The sequence below is a fragment of the Flavobacterium ovatum genome, from assembly GCF_040703125.1.
GTDB lineage: Bacteria > Bacteroidota > Bacteroidia > Flavobacteriales > Flavobacteriaceae > Flavobacterium > Flavobacterium ovatum.
Genome location: NZ_CP160035.1, coordinates 2,340,544 through 2,360,575, shown reverse-complemented (window position 1 = coordinate 2,360,575; position 20,032 = coordinate 2,340,544). Strand labels below are relative to the sequence as shown.

Below are 20,032 nucleotides of genomic sequence, written 5' to 3'. Positions count from 1 at the left end.
TCATGAGCGATACTAAACCATTAAAAAGAGCCCCTGAATTACAACCTGTAAGTCACGACCATCATCAAGGATTATTGCTATGCTGGAAAATACGCACTGGAATAAAAAAGGAAGTTCCTCTAGAATGCATTAAAGAATACACTGATTGGTTTTTTGAAAATCATCTAAAACCTCATTTTGAATTAGAAGAAAAATATATTTTTACGATTTTAGGCAATGATAATCCATTGATTGAACAAGCGTTGTCAGAACATAGTCGTCTCAAAGATTTATTCAACGCTACTACCGATTTAAAAGAAAATCTTAGTCTAATTGATAAAGAATTGGAAGCACACATTCGTTTTGAAGAGCGCGTATTATTTGCTGAAATTCAAAAAGTAGCCACCGCGGATCAATTAGCTAAAATTAAAGAAATCCATACAGAAGAAGCTTTTGTTGAAAAAGATGATAATACATTTTGGCTTTAAAATTATATTTTGAACCAATAATAAGTTAAGGCTTTATACCCATAATTTATCAATGGTTATATTTTTAAAATTCAGCAAAAAGTTACGGTTCGTATTAGAGATTGATTATGAAAAAACATTGGATAGTAATTTGTTTTGTAAATTTTTTTATTGCCTCGTTAATGGGACTGCTCCTTCGTTGGATGTATGTTTCCCCAATCGAAGGCGTGAATTTTCAGTTTTTAATGCATGGTCATTCTCACGTAGCCATGTTGGGCTGGGTTTATATGATGTTGTATTGTTTAATCGTTTATAATTTTATTCCAAAAGAAGCACAACAAAAACGAATTTACAATCGCTTATTTTGGATTACCGAAGTCGCCGTCATTGGCATGATGCTGGATTTCCCTGCTCAAGGTTATGCTTTTGTTTCTATCCTATTTTCTACCCTTCATATTTTTTGCAGTTATTATTTTGCTCGACTCATTTGGAAAGACGCAAAACCCACTACTTTCCCCGAAAAAAGAATGTTGCGCACCGCTTTACTTTTTATGGTTTTTTCTACTTTCGGTGTTTGGTGTTTGGGACCAGCAGTTGGATTACTAGGGAAATCAAGTGCTTTTTATCAAATATGTATTCAGTATTTTCTACATTTTCAATTTAATGGTTGGTTTCTGTTTGCGGTTTTAGCTTTGTTTTTTAAACAAATTCAGTTAAAAATTGACGAGAAGAAATTCCGTTTGTTTTACAGCTTATTCGTTATTGCAACGATCATGACTTTGGCCTTGCCGGTAAGTTGGTTTCTTACCAATCCTGTTTTTTATTGGATAAATGTAGTTGGTGTGGTGCTACAATTGGTTGCTGCTGTACTTTTTATTCAAAACGCTAGATCACAATTACAAGTCTTTTTTGGTACTTTATCTTCTTTAGAAAAAATAGTTTATGGTTTTGCATTACTTTCTTTAATACTAAAAATCGGAATTCAATTGATTGTATTATTTCCCGAATTAGCTCAAATGTCGCATCAAATCAGGAATTTTGTAATTGGATACATTCATTTAACCATGCTTGGTATTATCACTGGTTTTTTATTTGGATTTGCATTGAAAAATAATTTTATAAATGTTCAAAATGTTATTCAAAAATGGGGAATCCAAGTCTTTCTAACCGGTTTTGTAGCTACCGAAATGCTTTTATTTCTACAAGGTTTATGCTTATTCTTTGAAACGGGAATGCTTCCTCACTATTATCTAAGTTTGTTTGTAGGTAGTGTTCTTTTAGCCATTGGACTTTTGCTGATTACTGGAGATTTACTAAGTCATGTAAAAAGAAAACAAGTTACTACCCAAAACAATCCAATTTAACACCTAAAATAAAACTTATTTCGTAATTTTGACAAAAACAAATTATGTTTTCAAAAACCTGTGAATATGGCATTCGAGCCACCATTTTTATAGCTTCAGAATCTTATCAAAATAAAAGAGTTGGATTGAAGGACATTGCCAAAAAAATTGATTCTCCAGAAGCCTTTACTGCTAAAATCCTTCAGATTTTATCTAAAGACAAAATTATTGATTCTATAAAAGGTGTTGGTGGTGGTTTTGAAATTGAAAAGGAGAAAATGAAAGATATCAAATTATCACATATTGTAACGGCTTTAGAAGGAGATAGTATCTTTACAGGTTGCGGATTGGGACTCAGTCACTGTTCCGAGACACATCCATGTCCGGTTCATGATAAATTCAAAATCATTAGAAACGAATTAAGTTTCATGTTAGAGAATACAAATCTTGAAGAATTGGCTCTAGGAATTAAATCAGGAGATACCTTTTTAAGGTATTAATTTTGTTTTTACAAATCTAGAAATGAAAAAAATCCAACAAAATAGTTTTTATAAATACATTTTGTAATTCAATAATCGTTGAAAATACGTATGTATTTACAACAAATTCATAGTTAAACTAAAAAATCAAATTTATTAGGAATGAAAGATCTTAAAGAAAAAATATTGGCCTTGAAAAAAGAGAAAAATGCGGTTATTTTGGCCCATTATTATCAAGAATCCGATATTCAAGATGTAGCCGATTATGTAGGTGATAGTTTAGGGCTATCACAAGAAGCCGTGAAGGCAGATGCTGATATCATCCTTTTTGCAGGAGTACATTTTATGGCCGAAACTGCTAAGATTTTAAACCCATCTAAGAAAGTTATTTTACCAGATGCCAATGCAGGTTGCTCTCTTGCTGATTCCTGCCCACCAGATTTATTCAAAAAATTTACTGATGCACATCCTGATCATATCGTTATTACTTATGTAAACTGTTCTGCCGAAGTAAAAGCCTTGACGGATATTGTAGTAACATCATCTAATGCAGTAAAAATTGTAAATTCAATTCCAAAAGACAAACCTATTATTTTTGCACCAGATAAAAATTTAGGAAAATATGTAATGGAAGTTACGGGGCGTGAGATGTTACTTTGGGACGGTTCCTGTGTGGTTCACGAAGCTTTTTCGTTAGAAAAACTACTTGATCTTTATAAAGAACACCCAGATGCAAAGATTATAGCACACCCAGAATCGGAAACACATATTTTACAAACGGCAAAATACATTGGTTCTACAGCCGGTATGATTGATTTTGTAAAAACAGATCCTAACCATAAATATATTGTCGCTACTGAAGCTGGAATTTTGCACAAAATGCAACAAGAAGTTCCTAATAAAATTTTAATTCCTGCCCCAGCAAAAGAAGACAATACTTGTGCTTGTAGTGAATGCGGTTACATGAAAATGAATACCTTACAAAAATTATACAATTGCTTATTAAATGAATCTCCAGAAGTTACGGTTCCTGAAGACATTATCAAAAAAGCGTTGATTCCTATTGAACGAATGCTGGAATTATCAAAATAATGATCAAAACTAATTACCTAATTATAGGATCTGGAGTTGCAGGTCTAACCTTAGCTTTAAAAATAGCCAACCAATTTCCTGAGAAAACGGTCACTATAGTTACTAAATCTACTGCAGACGAATCTAATACTAAGTATGCACAAGGTGGTATTGCAATAGTAACGGACCAAATTGGAGATTCTTATAAAAAACATATTGAAGATACTATTATTTGTGGGGACGGTTTATGCGACCCCGCTGTAGTAGAAATGGTCATTAACGAAGGCCCTAAATGCCTTAAAGAACTCATTGAATGGGGTACCAAATTTGACAAAAACAATGAAGGTACATTAGATTTAGGAAAAGAAGGAGGCCATTCTGAAAACAGAGTTGTACACCATAAAGACCAAACAGGAAAGGAAATTGAACGTGCCATATTGAGTCAGGTGCAACTTAAAAAAAATATTGACGTACTAGCGCACCACTTTTCTATTGATTTAATAACAGATAACAACCGTTGTTTGGGGGCTTATGTTTTAAATCAATTAAATAAAGAAACTATTACCTTCACAGCTGATTTTACTATTTTAGCAACAGGAGGAATTGGTCATTTATATGGACACACCACCAATCCAATTATTGCTACTGGAGACGGAATCGCCATGGCTTACCGTGCTCACGCAGAAATTAAAGACATGGAATTTATACAATTCCACCCTACTTCATTATATGATAAATCAGTAGGCCCATCCTTTTTGATATCTGAAGCAGTTCGCGGTTTTGGAGCACATTTACGGACCAAAAACGGACATTTTTTTATGCTGGATTACGATGCTAGAGGCGATCTTGCTTCTAGAGATATTGTATCTCAAAGCATCGAAAAAGAATTATCCAAAACAAAAGATGATTGTGTTTACCTTGATTGCACTCATTTGAACATGGAGGCTTTCATCAATCATTTCCCAATGATTTATGAGCGTTGTAAAAATGTAGGTGTGGATATTGCCAAAGATTGGATTCCTGTAGTCCCTGCGCAACATTATATTTGTGGGGGAATTGCCGTAGATCAGTCTGGAAAAACATCCGTAGAAAATTTATTTGCTTGTGGCGAATGTTCGCGAACAGGTTTACATGGTGCTAATAGACTGGCTTCAAATTCTTTATTGGAAGCTTTGGTTTATTCAAATAAAATATATGAATTTTTAACCAATCCAAATTTAGAAATAAAAAAATCCCTATTTGAAATTCCAAAAGTAGAAGAAATAGAAAAATCTGAAATTGATTCTGAATATTTGACAACATTAAAAGTTAAACTTCAACATTTGATGAGACAAAATGCTGGAATCGTCAGATACGAAACTGATTTGCTAAATGCTAAAGAACAACTTTTGGAATGGGAAAAAGAAATAGAAAAAGTAGGCAAAATACATCAAACTAATACTTCTTATTACGAATTTTTAAACATGCTAACTATAGCAACGTTGATTGTTATACAATCTATCGAAAGACAAGGGAATTGTGGTGGTTTTATTAAATTTAAAAGGTAGTACCTCGCTAAATATGTAAGTTGAACAGTTATTCTGAAAAAAAGTTATAAATAAATTATATGCTTATTTTTCATATAATTCAACAAGGTTTATTAGAGCTTTCAGATAATTAAGAAGGAAGCAACATGTTCTACCGATAGTACTTTTCAACTTTTAATAGCGGTTTTATACAAACTTTGATGATAAATATTGAAGCTATGTACTCACATCAATAAGTAAAAGGTACGTGATTTATAGCCGTGATTAGTTCATTCGTTGCAATGACATAATTTACAGCGTTTTTTCTACAATACTTAGCTTATCCACATATTTACTTAGTGATTTTCCACCAAAACCAAAAACTTTATATTTTATACCGTTCAGTTTAAAAAGAAGCAGTAACTTGTGTTTTTCTATTGGTTCTACTAGAAAAAAAGGATTACATGAATAAAAAAATCGGGTTAAAAGAGGCCATTTCCATCGGAATAGGTGGTATGGTTGGTGGTGGGATTTTTGCAGTCCTTGGACTAGCTGTTTCCTTGGCGCAAGGAGGTACACCAGTCGCATTTTTATTAGCTGGAACTGTAGCTTTAATCACTTCGTACAGCTACGTTAATTTGTCCAAAACCTATCCTAACAGAGGAGGAACTGTTAAATTCATCAATCAAGGATTTGGTATTTCCGTTTTTAGTGGCGGTGTCAATAATTTACTTTGGGTGAGCTATATCATAATGCTTTCCTTGTATGCTTCTGCATTTGGCTCTTATGCTCCGAATTTATTTGAAATTACTGCTAACAAAAATATTGATTTTCATATTTACGCCAGTGCGATTATTATTATAGCTACAGCCATCAACTATTACAGCATTGCGGTTATAGGAAAAATAGAATCTTATGCCGTTATCATCAAATTGATTATTCTTATTGGATTTATTGGTATTGGCATTTATGGTTTAAATGAAAATCCAAATATTGCACAACTAGCCATCACCCATTGGGAATCTCCCGCGAAATTATTTGCTGGCGGGATGGTTATTTTTGTCGCTTATGAAGGATTCGAATTAATTGCAAATGCTGCTCCAGACATTATAAAACCTGAAAAAAATATTTCCAGAGCCTATTATTTTTCAGTGATTTTTGTAATTCTACTTTACATAATCATTGCTATTGTAACCGTTGGATCGCTTCCCTTTGAAAAAATCGCTACCGCCGAAGATTATGTTTTAGCAGAAGCCGCTAAACCTATGCTGGGGCAAATTGGCTTTTCTATTATAACAGTAGCCGCTTTAATATCTACCTTCTCAGCGATTAACGCATCACTTTTAGGAGGAAGCAGAGTAAGCTATGAAATTGCCGAAGATGATGAACTATCACATCATTTCCTTTCTAAACTTTGGAACCAACCCATAGGTTTGATGATAATGGCAATTGCTACTTTAATCTTGGTCAACACACTAGATTTAGAAAGTATATCTACGGCAGGAAGCGTAGGTTTTTTATTAATTTTCAGTATGGTTAATCTAGTAGGTTATAAACTTTCGACTGCTGTAAAGGGTAATAAAATAATTCCTTTGGTTGGATTCATCTTGTGCGTCTTTGCGTTAATAACGTTAATTCAGCAACAATTAATTTCCAATATCCTTGGCGTAATTATTTCATCAGTCCTCATTGCATTTTGCTTTACCGTAGAATGGATTCATAAAAGATAGCCAAAACCAACTAGAGTGCCCCGCTAAAACACCTCCAAAACAGTAAAATTGGAATGTGAAATTTCTAAGAAATGATAAACTTTGTAGTGTTTCTTTCTAAATCTTAGCCCAACTCTGTATTTTCATTTTACAAACCTCCGCGCAATAACACCAATAATGTTTATAAAATAGTACAATTGTCAATTTGAGCGCCGTCGAGAAACGCTATTACATCTTGACTGCGCTCAATGTGACAAAAATTAGATTAGACCTATATTGTACTTTGATATATCAAAACTTATATATTCTTATATTTCGTCTATGATTTAAAAAATCAGTACAAATCTGCGAAGCCAAAATTTATATGTTTGAACAAAAACAAACTATCTTTACCATTAGCAAATAAAATTTCGCTTCGTGAAATCAAAATATATACTTCCTCTTTTTCTCCTAGTTCAAATCCTTTTTTTAAAAGTAATAGCTTATTTCCCCGACTGGGTTGAAAGTTATTACAGTAATGGTTTATACCTCATTATTTCAAAAATATCCAGAATTACCTTTGGATTCTTCCCGTTTTCAGTAGGCGATTGTTTGTACGGAATTTTAATTTTTTTCATCATCAAATGGCTTTGGAAACAAAGAAAAAAGTGGAAACTACATTGGGAAAATAATCTATTGACGGTTATTAGTTTTCTTTCGGTTTTGTATTTTGTATTTCATTTGTTGTGGGGATTCAATTATTACCGCGAACCATTGTTTGAAAAAATGAATATCAACCGTGACTATTCCGATACAGATTTACTGGATTTTACCAAAAAACTGATAGTAAAAACCAATACTATTCAGCATCAAATCACCACAAATGACGGTCTAAAAGTAGTTTTTCCTTATTCGCAAGAAACTGTTTTTAACATGAATCTGAATGGTTATGAAAATTTAGCTCAAGAACATTCCTTTTTTTTCTACAAAAATAGAAGCACAAAAAAGTCATTAATTAGCTTGCCTTTGACTTATATGGGCTTTAGCGGGTATCTCAATCCCTTTACTAATGAAGCACAAGTCAATGATTTGATGCCCATGTACAATTTTCCTATTGTAACAGCACACGAAATGGCTCATCAACTGGGGTATGGTAGTGAAAGTGAATGTAATTTTATTGGGTTTCTAGCAACGGTAAAGAACCCGAATCTCTATTTTCAATATTCAGGTTATAGTTTTGCTTTACGCTATTGTTTGGGAAATTGGCAAATGCGTGATAAAAATACATACAAAGCTTTACTCAAAACCATTCATCCTGGAGTCCTAAAAAACTATCAAGAAAGTGAAGATTTCTGGATGCGTTATCAAAGCCCTATTGACAACGCTTTTCATGCGTTTTATGATCAATTCTTGAAAGCTAATCAGCAAACGGATGGAATGGATAGTTATAGTAAGTTCTTGAATTTATTGATTAATTATGAAAAAAAAGAGTTGCTAAGTTCCTAAGTTTTTTTTGGTTAACAAGGCATATCGTATATTTAGTAATACTTCAAAATTATGACCTACTACTTCATAATTCATATCTCCCTACAGTTCATCGCTCGTAAACGTTACAAAACTTCTCTTTTTATAAGGTCGAATAATTAAGCGGCTTTCTCTATCAAAACGGATGTAGTTGTACACCCAACTCAAGAAAACTACGGCCTTATTCTTGAATCCTATCAACGAAAAAAGATGGACAAACATCCAAACAAACCACGCAAAAACACCGTCAAAATGAAATCTTGGCAAATCGACTACGGCTTTGTTTCTGCCTATCGTTGCCATCGAGCCTTTATCGCAGTATTCAAAAGCTTCCATGGGTTTGTTAGTAATCAATCGTACTAAATTTTCACCCAAGACTTTTCCCTGTTGTAAAGCGGGTTGCGCCATCATAGGATGCCCTTGTGGAAAATCAGAGGTTTCCATACAAGCTACGTCTCCTATGGCAAAAAGATTGGTGTAACCTTTGATTTGGTTAAACCCATTCACACGAACGCGTTCTACTTTTTCGATTAACGAATCCGCCTGCAGTCCTTGAACTAAAGCACCTTGAACTCCTGCTGTCCAAATCACCGTTGCCGACTCAAAACTCAAATCGGTATTAGTCGTTACGGTGTGGCCATTGTAGTTTTTCACACGTACATTTTTCCAGATAGTAACCTCTAGACTTCTCAAAAACTTTTCGGCAGCCAGAGATGATTTTTCGCTCATAGTATTTAAAATACGATCCCCACTTTGAATGAGGTTGATCTGCATTTTGGTAATATCTAAGTCTGGATAATCTTTTTGGAGGATAGCTTTTTTCATTTCGGCCAAGGCTCCTGCTAATTCTACTCCCGTAGGACCACCACCTACAAGCACAAAATTGATGAGGCTATTTCTTTCTACTACATCACTGGTCAAGACCGCTTGCTCAAAGTTTTCCAAAATCAAACTACGAATATTCAGCGCTTGCGGAATGCTTTTCATCGCCATACTGTTTCGTTCGATTTCTTTATTACCAAAATAATTCGTTTTGGCTCCCGTTGCCATCACCAAATAATCATAAGTCAACTCCCCTATTTCGGTAATTATTTTTTGGCTCTTTGTGTCTATTTCCTGAACATTTGTTAATCTAAAATAGAAATTGTCATATTCCTGAATCACTTTCCGAAGTGGATAAGCAATCGAACCATCTTCCAGTCCTCCAGTCGCCACTTGGTACAACAATGGCTGAAAAGTATGGTAATTATTTTTATCGATAAGCACAACTTGAATTGCCTGTTTCTTGAGTGCCTTCGCCAATGCAATTCCAGCAAAGCCTCCGCCTATGATAATAATACGTGGTAAAGTTGAATGGGGTATATTCATTTTTTTTATTGATATACGATTAACTATTTTTGATTAACCCAAAATGAATGAAAACTAAAAACTGCGACTGACCACTATTAACTAGACTTCCCATTTCCTCAAGTCATTCAATCTTTCTTGCTCTTCGAGATCTTCAATTGAAATAACGTTCAAAAATGACGGATGTTGCTCAATAGCATATTCGACTTTTGCCACAATATCCTCTATGGTTTCATTTTCGTAATCGATTTCTAGGGGTTCTTTAATGATAAAGGACTGTAAAATTCCTTTTTTCTTGACACGCAATCCTTTTTTATCAAAAGAACGTCGGAAACCATCAATTACGATTGGAACCACAATCGGTCGGTGTTCTTTGATAATATGAGCCGTTCCTTTCCGCACAGGTTTAAAAGACTTGGTAGTTCCTTGTGGAAACGTAATCACCCAGCCGTCTTGAAGTGCTATTTTTATATTCTCAGTATCATTAGGATTGATTTCCTTTTTCTCTGTTACATCCACACCTTTGGCTCGCCAAGTACGTTCTACAGATATCGCTCCCGCATAAGCCATAATTCTTGGTAATAATCCCGCTTGCATAGTTTCTTTGGCAGCCACATAATAGATATTGAGTTTAGGTTGCCACATGTAACAAACGTTTTTAATACTATCCGTTCTCCCACTTAAACTAGCGTTAAACACATGGAACATCGCCACAACGTCAGCAAAATAGGTTTGGTGATTGGATATAAAAAGTACATTAGTGTCAGGCAAATTCTTAATAATTTCAGAACCTTCAATTTGCAATTCATTGAATCCTCTATAACGTCGGTGTGTTAAACCCCCAAAAAATCGGATTATCCATTTTTTCACAATCAATATATGTCCAAAAGGATTTCGTTTCAACAATCCCATAATTAGTTATTTTTTTTTTGAAAATTGATTTACGAATGTAGTGATTTTTAATTTCAATATTCTGTCTCAGTGTTCAGTGATCTGTTTATTTTGATTGTGAAAAATTATAGTGTTCAGTTGCAGTTTTCATTCGCTGCTTATTCATTTTTAAGGAATCACTGATTTTAAGACTTCTTTCAGTTCACTCAAAATCATAGCGGTTGCTCCCCAAACCATTTGACCTTCAATTTCAAAAGCAGGCACTTCAATTTCATGAGCATAAGAAGTCGTCATTTTAACTTTTACAATGATTTCATCACTCATGAAAACCGACAATGGCAATTCAATAATATGATCCACTTCGGATGGGTCTGGAACAAAATTAATTTCATTTTGACTAACTCCTAAAAAAGGATAGACCATAAAATTACTTGGCGGAATATAAATGGGTGAAAAATCTTTTTTAATTTCCACAAAATCTGGATGCACTCCTACCTCTTCATAGGTTTCTCTTAGGGCTGTTTGGGCAAAATCAACATCTTCAGACTCATATTTTCCACCAGGAAAAGCAATTTGTCCAGAATGTACACCATCATACAAGTTCCGAACTATCAATACCAAATGTGTCAAACTGGCTTTTGGATACAATAACATCATTACGGCAGCCGTTTTGATATCCTTTTTATCCAAATCAATATAATTTAATTGTTCCATGCGCTCCAATGGTGCCATTTTAGCATGCGCAGTCAATGCTGGTAATTCAGCATTAATAATATGGGGAACAATTTCTAAAAAATAGCGAAAATCCATAATCAAATCTTATTTTTGCAGTCTATAGCAACTATAAATATAGTCTAGAAAACAACATATCACAAATTTTGGCCAATCAAAACGCATAAATACATGTACAGTAAAGAAGAATCACAAAAGATAAAAAGAGAATTCTGGGTTAGTTTTGCCGAAAAACATCCACGTAAATGGGTTTTGTACGATACTAAAATCAAAGATTTTTCTTTTAAGTTTTTTGTAGATAACAAAAAAGCACAAGTATTAATTGACATTGAGCACCGTAGTGCTGAAAAACGTACCGCTTATTTTGAAAAACTGGAAGCCTTGAGAAGTATTCTTGAAGAGGAATTCATCAAAGACTTGGTTTTCGAAAAAGAGTATGTATTAGAAAGTGGTAAAACTATCAGTCGTATTTGGGTCGAAAAACAAGGAGTAGGTTTTAGTAACCGCTACCATTGGGATGCTATTTTTGATTTCTTTTTCGAAAAAATGAATGCTTTAGAATTGTTTTATCTAGAATATGACGAGTTTATTAAGGACATTGAATAGTTTTTTTTAAAAACATATAAGTCATTTAATTTTTTGTTCCGCAGAGATTCTCAGAGAAAAAACAGAGATTCATAAAGGTTTTTTTTAAACTATTAATAGCAAGAATTTCAAATGAGTATGTAGCACAAACAAACCGGACAGAGTAATTGCTAAGAACATAGTAATCACGTTTGCGGCATCGTTTTTAGCAGTAAATAATTCGCGTTGCAAACGAGCACCAGCCTGATATCAACAATAATGTAAGTGTTTTATTTTATGCTCCAAATTGTCTTAAATGATGATCAAAATGTTTCCATTGTAAAACTGCCCATTCTTCTGCTGTGAAATTTCCAAAAAAAGAATGAGGGTATTTGGTGCATTTTTCAGCTCCATTTTCATAAAATTGCTTTACACTTTGAATTGCTTTGCTTTTTTCTTTTTCAAATTCCTTTTTATCTGTAAAGACATAGTTTTTATCTGTTGGCGAGTTTATGTCCATTGGTTTATCATTTAGAAATTTCTTTTTGAGGAAACCTCCAATAATACGGCCAATGAACATTCTTTTTGGAGAATTTTGTCCCAATGCTGTCTCAAGAGATATGTTAGTATGAGCCAACATTTGAGCTATGTACATTTTGCCCCATTGTCTTTCTAAGTTTGGTTGAAGGTTTTCTAATCTTTTTAAAATACCTTTGACATCATTTTGATTGTATAAGTTATTCATTTTTTTTCTAAAAATAATTTTGAATGCTAGTGCGTTTTGCGTGAGAGGTTGAAGCGGCATCCTTTTTGGGCTGGCTTTTCTGCCAGGACAAAAAGATTTAGCGTAAAACCCGACCCCTTTTTTCGACGGGGCACGCACAAATTATTACCTGAGTTCTCTAAGCATTAAAAATATTGTAGAGGATAATCCTATCACCAAAATTAATATACAATTGTTTTCGGTTTCCTTGATTTTTTCGAGTGATAATAGAGAGTGTACAATTTTCGCCATCGATATTTTTACACATAAAAGAATAAACGATATCAGAATCATTTTCTTCTGCTGGAGCATAAGTGACAATGTCATATACTTGAATAATTCGAGAATAAACCACGATACGGTTTTTATTAGTATCTAAATTTACCACTAGATTCACCAACTCTAAATTGGACCATTCGCCCCATTTTCCTCTATCATTTTTCTCTAAAACACTCACACCAGAAGTCGTAAACTTATAAGACTGGCTATACAATTGTTGCATGCCAAAACTTAAAAAAAACAATAAGAAACTTAATTTTATTGGGGACTTTTTAATCATTAGATAATACTATTATTTTGTATTGCTATTCTTGCTTCTTCATATTCTTTTACCATAGATGTTACAATATCTGTGGCTGTTTTTACCTCATGTATTATTCCTGCTACTTGCCCTATTTCGAGTTCGCCTTGTTCTAAATCACCTTCAAACATTCCTTTTTTTGCTCTAGAGCGACCTAACAAAGTCTTTAAATCATCCGTAGTTGGGCAACTTTTATACAATTCCTGAACTTCTTGATAAAATTTATTTTTTATCAATCGCACTGGAGTTATTTCTTTCAAAGTCAACTGTGTATCTCCTTCTTTTACCGCTACAATCAAATTCTTGAAATTTTCATGAGCAGAAGATTCTTTAGAAGCTGCAAAACGACTTCCTACCTGTACCGCATCAGCACCTAGCACCATGGCGGCTAACATCCCTTGTCCAGTTGCAATGCCTCCCGCGGCTATTAATGGAATATGGATTTGTTCTTTAACCATTGGAATCAGCGTAAAAGTAGTGGTTTCTTCTCTTCCATTGTGACCTCCAGCTTCAAAACCTTCCGCCACCACAGCATTTACTCCAGCTGCCTGTGCTTTTAATGCAAATGTAGCACTGCTCACAACATGAACAACGGTAATTCCATTTTCTTTCAAAATTGGCGTCCAAGTTTTAGGGTTCCCTGCCGAAGTAAAAACAATTTTCACCCCTTCTTCAATAATAATTTTTATTATTTCTTCAATATTTGGATACAACAAAGGAACGTTGACACCAAAAGGTTTTGAAGTGGCTTTTTTACATTTTTGTATATGCTCTCGCAAAACTTCCGGATACATAGAACCTGAACCGATTAATCCCAATCCTCCAGCATTACTAACAGCACTGGCAAGCTTATAGCCACTGACCCAAACCATTCCAGCTTGAATTATTGGATATTGAATATTAAAAAGTTGGGTAATTCTATTCATCAACAAAATTATTTATAGTTTAATAATTTTTCCTGTTTTGATAGAGCTATTAAATTCTAATTTATAAATATAGGTACCACTTTCTAAAGATTCCAATGATATTGGCGCATCCGAAACTATATTTTTGTAGTCCAATACTTTATTCCCTGATACCGAATAGAAAACGACATTGACTCCCTGTACAGATTGTGGAAAACTTACTTTCACAAGACTTGCTGTAGGATTAGGATTCAAATGAATAGCCCCCATAACATCCTCTTCCATATCTGGGAATTGCAATCCCAAAGCCAAATTAAAATCAGGTATACCATATCCGTATTGAGGACTAGGAGTCGAAAATTTATCGGCTGAATTCACAATCATATCTTTAATTTCTTGATTGGATTTATTAGGAAAAGCTTGCCACAAACAAGCTACCATTCCTGCCATAATAGGCCCCGAGAAAGAAGTTCCACTGGCTGCAATTATATTACCGTTTTCATCAGACAAAACAGTAGATTGTCCTTGTGCCATTACATCTGGCTTGACCCTACCATCATAAGAAGGTCCAATTGAACTAAAACTAGCTTTACTCCCATTAGCAGTAACTGCACCTACAGCCAGAACTGAAAAAGCATCTGCAGGAGAACCTATATGAGGCTCGGATTCAGTTCCATCATTTCCTGCTGAGGCCACTACAATCATTCCTCTTGAAAAAGCAATGTTAGCCCCTTTAGAAATAAAAGTAGCATCACCTGTCATGTCTTCATAAGTATGATTATAAGCTGGATTTGTATGATCCCCCAAATACCCTAAAGAGGTATTAATAATATCGACACCTAAACTATCTGCTTTTTCTGCAGCTTCCACCCAATAGGATTCTTCCACTGGGTTTTCTTGTGAATTATCTTCTGTAATGAATAAATAATATGATGCATCTGGAGCCGTACCTACTAAAGCGTTTTCTTTGTAGCCCCCCATGCTTGACAACACATAGGTTCCATGGTTGTTTCCCGCATAAAAATTTGCATTTCGAGTCACAAAATCATAGCCTCCTAAAATTTTGTTATTATCTCTTAAACGTTGAAAGGGTTGCACCGTATTCACACCCGGAAAACCGGCATCTAAAACCGCAATAATTAACCCTGAACCGGTATAATTTTGTTGGTGTAAAGCGTCACCTTTCAGCATTTTTATTTGATTATCGGAGGTTCCGTACGCAAAATTCACGCGGCTATTACTGATTTTGGATTCTATTTTTGATTTTGAAGTATTGACTGATTTTGCGGTTATATTTAATGATTTATCTGCAAAATGGACGTTACTTACAAAACCAAATGATTTTAATGAATTAATTGTCGAGACAGAACCACGAATATGAAGTGCATTCAACCATTTGGATTTAGCCAAAACAGTAATCCCGTCAACTGATTTTACTTGGCTAATATAAGATGGATTAATTGGAATATCTTTAAAATCTAAGGCGATATTTTGTTTGAAACGTCTATCTAGGGCTCTTTGTGAAAGCATACTCAAAGGAGAATCATAATACACTTGTTCATTGGATTTAGCATTAAAATAAACCCATGCATCGTCCTGAGACCAAGCAGTCAAGGAAACTAGAAAGACCAATAATAGTGTGATTTTTTTCAATTTCAACAAAAATATAAGTGCAGTGTCAAATATAATAAATAAACACTAATTCCTTATCTTTTTGAAGACTTACTGAAGTGATTAACCTCTTTTTCTGCTAAATACATGAAAACTAAGAAATTACCCCTGAACCAAGTAACTCATCTTCATGATGCCAAGCTACAAACTGTCCTTCGGTGATTGCAGATTGAGGATCTTCAAAACTGACAAACATACCTTCTTCAACTTGATATAAAGTTGCTTTTTGCAAAGGTTGTCTGTAACGAATACGAGCCATTACTTCCAGTGTTTCTCCATTCTTCAAGGCTAAATCCGTACGAACCCAGTGTACTTCAGGTTTATCAACAAACAAGGCTTTCCTGAATAATCCAGGATGCTGGGCTCCCATTCCCGTGTAGATAGTATTGGTTTCTACATTAGTTGCTATGACAAATAAGGCTTCTTTAGTTCCACCTACATTTAATCCTTTGCGTTGACCGACTGTAAAATAATGAGCACCTTGGTGTTTTCCCACTACTTTTCCCATCGTAGGAGTGTACTCTATTTTTTTAGAAGCTTGGATGATTGACTCTAATTCTGACAAGCCTTCCGGTTTTTCAACGGCATAAATAGAATCTGCGGCATCAATTTGGATAATCAAACCTTCTTTAGGTTGTAATTTTTGTTGTAAAAACTCTGGTAGACGTACTTTTCCGATAAAACAAAGTCCTTGTGAGTCTTTCTTTTCGGCGGTAACCAATTCCATTTCGGCGGCAATTTCTCTTACTTCTGGTTTTGTCAATTCTCCAATTGGAAATAAAGCTTTAGATAACTGATCTTGTGATAACTGACAAAGAAAATAAGATTGATCTTTATTATTATCCGCGCCTGCTTTTAACTGATAGACGGTTTCACCTTCTAATTGGATTTCTGTTTTTCTGCAGTAATGTCCTGTGGCTACATAATCCGCTCCAAGACTTAAAGCAATTTTCATAAAAACATCAAATTTTATTTCGCGATTACAAAGTACGTCAGGGTTTGGAGTACGCCCTTTTTCGTATTCATTGAACATATAGTCCACAATTTTTTCTTTATATTCTTCGCTTAAATCAACTGTTTGGAAAGGAATCCCTAGTTTTTCAGCTACTAATAAAGCGTCATTACTATCCTCCAGCCAAGGACAATCATTAGAAATAGTAACCGAATCGTCATGCCAGTTTTTCATGAATAGTCCAATTACCTCATAGCCTTGTTGTTGCAACAAATAAGCTGCTACACTTGAATCAACTCCTCCTGAAAGACCTACTACGACACGTTTCATTATTCCTGTTTTTTATGAGGGTGCAAAGGTACAAAGTTTTAAAACGATATTATCTTTAACTATTGTTAATTCGAGTAAAATGGTTAAGTTTGACGGAGAAGTGCTCAAATTTTAAACTATATAAGTCCTATAAGTAATGAGAACGAAATAAGGTCGTGTGTTTTTTTTTATAAAATTTACCTGTAACGACGAATGGACTTGAGTTTTTTTTTATACGACTACAAATAGTTCCTAATACCTAAGTTTATTCTACTTAGCAATGCGCTGATCATTTTAAACCATATAAAAAATAGAAGTGCATATAAGTGTTGTTGCGCTAATAAACTCTATAAAGTCATTGTTAGGTATAAAGCAATCACGTTTGCTACATCACCTACCGTTTCATTCTCTTTGTGTGATTGCTAAGCTTTGCTCACAATAACAGGATCTCTGAGAATCATTAAAAATCAAGTCAGTGTAATTTACGGCAAAACTATTTCGCCTTGGCTGGTTTTGGATTTTGTGGCAAACTCATATTCGATTCCTTAGTCAATTTTCCATTTTCATAAAATTTCCAAATACCCATTTTTTTTCCATTGAAAAAATTTCCTTGTGAAACGATTTGCCCATCTGCTTCTTTATAAATAGCGAGACCATTGAATTCATTTGCTTTATAAAACGATTCTTCTAATACAATTCCGTTTTCAGAATGCTTTTTATAAATACCCTCTTTAAGTCCGTTTTTATAATTTGTTTCTTCAGCGATTTTCCCACTAGTGTAAAAAACAGAACGTAAACCCTCTAGTTTTCCATTTTTGTAATTTTCTTTAGTCATTATGACTGGCGAAGCTTGATGGTAATATTTCCACTCACCTTCAAATTGTTTGTTGACAACTTTACCCTCACTTACTTTATTCTTGGCTTGATCGTAAAAAACAGTATATGCACTTCCGTCAACAGCACTAAACTCACGTGTAGCGATGACAGAACCAACCATAGTATCATCAAAGAATTTAAAAATACCTACTTCTTTTCCGTGGGCAAAAGTTCCTTCATACTTAGGTCTTTTAGATTCTCCATGCACCCCTTTCCAAATTCCATCTTTCTTACCGTTAGCGTCAAGTTGATTGGAATTGGTTTGGGCTTGTAGACCAAAACTCAATAGTATTAAAAATAAAACAGTAAGACTTATTTTTTTCATGGCTATAGTGGACTACTGGATATGTACTTAATTAATGTTAACGTTTTTCAGCAGATAAAATTACGTCTAAAAACAAAAAAATCCCGAATGAACGAGATTTTTTTGATTGAATTATTTCTTTTTTTGTTGTGCTTTGTTAGCCTCTTGTTGCTCCATTACATCTTGTAATTTTTGTTGGAACTTACTTGGCTTTTTAGGCTCTTTCTTTTTGTTTTCTTGAATTTGAGCGTGAATTTTATCTTCATCCACAATATAATTCTTGATAACCAATAACAATCCGATTGAGATTAAGTTGGAAATAAAGTAGTACAAACTCAATCCTGATGCGTAACTATTGAAGAAAAACAACATCATTAATGGTGAAACATAAATCATGATTTTCATCATCTTAGCCATGTCCGGCATTCCTTCTTGCGCTGGAGCAGCCATTTGTTGGTCACCCGTTGTCAATTTCATATAGAAGAAAATGGCGATAGACGCTAAAATCGGGAACAAACTAATATGGTTCCCGTAAGCTGGGATACGGAATGGTAATTCGTAAACCGAGTCAAATGATGATAAATCGTCTGCCCAAAGGAACGGTTTCTGTCTTAAACCAATAGCAGATGGGAAGAACTGAAATAAGGCATAAAACACCGGCATTTGCAACAAACCTGGAATACAACCCGCCATAGGATTCACTCCCGCTTTATTGTATAATTTCATGGTTTCCTGTTGCTTCTTCATTGGGTCTTTTTTGAACTTCTCACCCAATTCAGCAATTTCTGGCTTCAAAACTTTCATTTTTGCTTGTGACAAAAATGATTTATAAGTTATCGGAGACATCAATAATTTAATCAAAATGGTAAACAAAATAATTGCCCAACCATGTTCCATAAACGCACTCAATAAACCGTACAAAGGAATAAAAGCATGACGGTTGATCCAACCGAAAATCCCCCAACCTAATGGAACAATTGCTTCTAAGTTTTTGTCATACGATTTTAAAAGTGTGTAATCTGTTGGTCCAAAATACCAGTTCATTTTTTGGTCAATTTCACCGTTTTTAAAAGCCAAAGGTACTTGTGCTTTAAATTGTTTGGTGAAAGTAGTATCTACATCTTGGTCAATTACTAAGTTGTTAGAGTACAATTCCGCTTTCGAAAAAGGTTCATTACTCAATAATATAGAAGAGAAAAAGTGTTGTTTGAAGGCGATATAAGATACTTTTTCAGGATTATCAGTTTTATCAGTACCTTGTCCTAAATAATCTGTTTTTTCATCTTCGTATTCAAAATACATTTCAGCATAACGATTTTCGTAAGTAATACTTTTTTCGTTAGCATAAGTTTTTAAATCCCATTGTAATTCTAATGGTTTTGAAGTAACCAAAGCATTGCTTAACCCTTGTGTTTGAATTTCAAAATCAAGCATATAATTATCCGCTTTCAACACATATTTATATTCTAAATAAGCATTATCCGCGGATTTTAAACGCATAGAAAGAATTTGATCATCACCATTTTTAGTTAGTGTAGGCTCAAAAAACAAATCTTTAGTATTTAAAGTATGGTTGTCTTTGGTAAACAATTGAATGTTTAAACTCGAATTATTGTCTTGGATTAGCTTCACTAATTCCCCTGAACCTTTTTTGAATCTTTCAAAATTCTTCAAAGTAGCTTCAACAATATACCCCCCTTTATTAGCTATTTTTAAGCTAACTAATTCATTTTCGATTGTAGTAAAATCTTCTTTTGCAGACGGTAAAGTAGCCGAAAAAGCAAAACTTCCTAATGACTTTTGCAATTGAGCAACTTGTAGAGAATCTCCGGGAGTAACAGCTACTGATGTAATTGTTTTAGCTACTTCTTCCGTTTTAATTATTTCTTTAGCAACCAATTCTTTTTGTGCTTTTTCAGCAGCAATTTTGGCTTCATCTGGTTTATTTTGGTACATTATCCAAATTAATATTCCAAATATCAATGCAAAACCGATTAACGAATTGGGATCAAATTTTTTTTCTTCCATTATAATTTATAAAAAATGTTTAAAATCTAAAAATTTCCGTTTCTAAGATAGAAA

18 protein-coding genes are annotated in these 20,032 nt (G+C 34.1%); 8 read left to right on the top strand and 10 right to left on the bottom strand.

Features of this window, described 5'->3' with window-relative positions; translation table 11 throughout:
* Positions 1-2: 2 nt before the first annotated feature.
* The 7 genes from ABZP37_RS09985 (at position 3) to ABZP37_RS09955 (ending at position 8,038) form a co-directional block, all read left to right on the top strand.
* Positions 3-467 (top strand): hemerythrin domain-containing protein, encoded by a 465-nt coding sequence (locus tag ABZP37_RS09985; RefSeq protein WP_366182652.1) that lies wholly within the window; start codon positions 3-5, stop codon positions 465-467.
* A 107-nt stretch (positions 468-574) separates the two neighbouring features.
* A complete protein-coding gene (locus ABZP37_RS09980; protein WP_366182650.1) occupies positions 575-1,810 on the top strand; it encodes a hypothetical protein in 1,236 nt (411 codons plus the stop codon).
* Between the two features lie 44 nt (positions 1,811-1,854).
* Complete coding sequence (locus ABZP37_RS09975; RefSeq protein ID WP_366182648.1) at positions 1,855-2,289, top strand: Rrf2 family transcriptional regulator; 435 nt, start codon at positions 1,855-1,857, stop codon at positions 2,287-2,289.
* 141 nt (positions 2,290-2,430) lie between these two features.
* A complete protein-coding gene (gene nadA / locus ABZP37_RS09970; protein ID WP_366182647.1) occupies positions 2,431-3,360 on the top strand; it encodes a quinolinate synthase NadA in 930 nt (309 codons plus the stop codon).
* Entirely contained in the window at positions 3,360-4,886 is a 1,527-nt protein-coding gene (gene nadB, locus ABZP37_RS09965) for an L-aspartate oxidase (RefSeq protein WP_366182645.1), read from the top strand. Before nadA ends, nadB begins: the two co-directional genes overlap by 1 nt.
* A 422-nt stretch (positions 4,887-5,308) precedes the next feature.
* Complete coding sequence (locus ABZP37_RS09960) at positions 5,309-6,574, top strand: APC family permease (protein ID WP_366182644.1); 1,266 nt, start codon at positions 5,309-5,311, stop codon at positions 6,572-6,574.
* A 396-nt stretch (positions 6,575-6,970) separates the two neighbouring features.
* Complete coding sequence (locus ABZP37_RS09955) at positions 6,971-8,038, top strand: DUF3810 domain-containing protein (RefSeq protein ID WP_366182642.1); 1,068 nt, start codon at positions 6,971-6,973, stop codon at positions 8,036-8,038.
* Between the two features lie 81 nt (positions 8,039-8,119).
* On the opposite strand, the gene ABZP37_RS09950 is transcribed toward ABZP37_RS09955, so the two are convergent.
* The 3 genes from ABZP37_RS09950 to ABZP37_RS09940 all read right to left on the bottom strand — a co-directional run bounded on the left by ABZP37_RS09950 (position 8,120) and on the right by ABZP37_RS09940 (position 11,104).
* Positions 8,120-9,424, bottom strand: coding sequence for an NAD(P)/FAD-dependent oxidoreductase (locus ABZP37_RS09950; protein WP_366182640.1), 1,305 nt, complete (start codon positions 9,422-9,424; stop codon positions 8,120-8,122).
* A gap of 81 nt (positions 9,425-9,505) precedes the next feature.
* Positions 9,506-10,315, bottom strand: a complete 810-nt coding sequence (locus ABZP37_RS09945; RefSeq protein WP_366182638.1) for a lysophospholipid acyltransferase family protein — start codon at positions 10,313-10,315, stop codon at positions 9,506-9,508.
* Between the two features lie 147 nt (positions 10,316-10,462).
* A complete protein-coding gene (locus ABZP37_RS09940) occupies positions 10,463-11,104 on the bottom strand; it encodes a CoA pyrophosphatase (protein WP_366182637.1) in 642 nt (213 codons plus the stop codon).
* A gap of 93 nt (positions 11,105-11,197) precedes the next feature.
* Here ABZP37_RS09940 and ABZP37_RS09935 point away from each other — a divergent pair, with 93 nt between their 5' ends.
* Entirely contained in the window at positions 11,198-11,632 is a 435-nt protein-coding gene (locus tag ABZP37_RS09935; RefSeq protein ID WP_366182635.1) for a DUF4268 domain-containing protein, read from the top strand.
* 253 nt (positions 11,633-11,885) lie between these two features.
* Here ABZP37_RS09935 and ABZP37_RS09930 read toward each other — a convergent pair whose 3' ends face one another.
* The 7 genes from ABZP37_RS09930 to yidC form a co-directional block, all read right to left on the bottom strand.
* Entirely contained in the window at positions 11,886-12,335 is a 450-nt protein-coding gene (locus tag ABZP37_RS09930; protein WP_366182633.1) for a DUF1569 domain-containing protein, read from the bottom strand.
* A gap of 157 nt (positions 12,336-12,492) precedes the next feature.
* A complete protein-coding gene (locus ABZP37_RS09925; protein ID WP_366182632.1) occupies positions 12,493-12,912 on the bottom strand; it encodes a hypothetical protein in 420 nt (139 codons plus the stop codon).
* Positions 12,912-13,859, bottom strand: a complete 948-nt coding sequence (locus ABZP37_RS09920; RefSeq protein ID WP_366182630.1) for a nitronate monooxygenase — start codon at positions 13,857-13,859, stop codon at positions 12,912-12,914. The genes ABZP37_RS09925 and ABZP37_RS09920 overlap by 1 nt, the downstream gene beginning before the upstream one ends.
* 12 nt (positions 13,860-13,871) lie before the next feature.
* A complete protein-coding gene (locus ABZP37_RS09915) occupies positions 13,872-15,491 on the bottom strand; it encodes a S8 family serine peptidase (RefSeq protein WP_366182629.1) in 1,620 nt (539 codons plus the stop codon).
* A gap of 112 nt (positions 15,492-15,603) precedes the next feature.
* Complete coding sequence (mnmA, locus tag ABZP37_RS09910; protein ID WP_366182627.1) at positions 15,604-16,791, bottom strand: tRNA 2-thiouridine(34) synthase MnmA; 1,188 nt, start codon at positions 16,789-16,791, stop codon at positions 15,604-15,606.
* 472 nt (positions 16,792-17,263) lie between these two features.
* Positions 17,264-17,971, bottom strand: coding sequence for a hypothetical protein (locus tag ABZP37_RS09905; protein ID WP_366182626.1), 708 nt, complete (start codon positions 17,969-17,971; stop codon positions 17,264-17,266).
* A 111-nt stretch (positions 17,972-18,082) separates the two neighbouring features.
* Positions 18,083-19,978 carry a membrane protein insertase YidC gene (gene yidC, locus ABZP37_RS09900; protein ID WP_366182625.1) on the bottom strand — a complete coding sequence of 632 codons (1,896 nt, stop codon included), beginning with the start codon at positions 19,976-19,978 and terminating at the stop codon, positions 18,083-18,085.
* Positions 19,979-20,032: the final 54 nt, after the last annotated feature.

Excerpts from the sequence above, each read along its gene's own strand:
- ABZP37_RS09985 (WP_366182652.1), top strand. The coding sequence starts at position 3 with ATGAGCGATACTAAACCATTAAAAAGAGCCCCTGAATTACAACCTGTA.
- ABZP37_RS09980 (WP_366182650.1), top strand. The coding sequence starts at position 575 with ATGAAAAAACATTGGATAGTAATTTGTTTTGTAAATTTTTTTATTGCC.
- ABZP37_RS09975 (WP_366182648.1), top strand. The coding sequence starts at position 1,855 with ATGTTTTCAAAAACCTGTGAATATGGCATTCGAGCCACCATTTTTATA.
- nadA (WP_366182647.1), top strand. The coding sequence starts at position 2,431 with ATGAAAGATCTTAAAGAAAAAATATTGGCCTTGAAAAAAGAGAAAAAT.
- nadB (WP_366182645.1), top strand. The coding sequence starts at position 3,360 with ATGATCAAAACTAATTACCTAATTATAGGATCTGGAGTTGCAGGTCTA.
- ABZP37_RS09960 (WP_366182644.1), top strand. The coding sequence starts at position 5,309 with ATGAATAAAAAAATCGGGTTAAAAGAGGCCATTTCCATCGGAATAGGT.
- ABZP37_RS09950 (WP_366182640.1), bottom strand. The coding sequence starts at position 9,424 with ATGAATATACCCCATTCAACTTTACCACGTATTATTATCATAGGCGGA.
- ABZP37_RS09945 (WP_366182638.1), bottom strand. The coding sequence starts at position 10,315 with ATGGGATTGTTGAAACGAAATCCTTTTGGACATATATTGATTGTGAAA.
- ABZP37_RS09940 (WP_366182637.1), bottom strand. The coding sequence starts at position 11,104 with ATGGATTTTCGCTATTTTTTAGAAATTGTTCCCCATATTATTAATGCT.
- ABZP37_RS09935 (WP_366182635.1), top strand. The coding sequence starts at position 11,198 with ATGTACAGTAAAGAAGAATCACAAAAGATAAAAAGAGAATTCTGGGTT.
- ABZP37_RS09930 (WP_366182633.1), bottom strand. The coding sequence starts at position 12,335 with ATGAATAACTTATACAATCAAAATGATGTCAAAGGTATTTTAAAAAGA.
- ABZP37_RS09925 (WP_366182632.1), bottom strand. The coding sequence starts at position 12,912 with ATGATTAAAAAGTCCCCAATAAAATTAAGTTTCTTATTGTTTTTTTTA.
- ABZP37_RS09920 (WP_366182630.1), bottom strand. The coding sequence starts at position 13,859 with ATGAATAGAATTACCCAACTTTTTAATATTCAATATCCAATAATTCAA.
- mnmA (WP_366182627.1), bottom strand. The coding sequence starts at position 16,791 with ATGAAACGTGTCGTAGTAGGTCTTTCAGGAGGAGTTGATTCAAGTGTA.
- ABZP37_RS09905 (WP_366182626.1), bottom strand. The coding sequence starts at position 17,971 with ATGAAAAAAATAAGTCTTACTGTTTTATTTTTAATACTATTGAGTTTT.
- yidC (WP_366182625.1), bottom strand. The coding sequence starts at position 19,978 with ATGGAAGAAAAAAAATTTGATCCCAATTCGTTAATCGGTTTTGCATTG.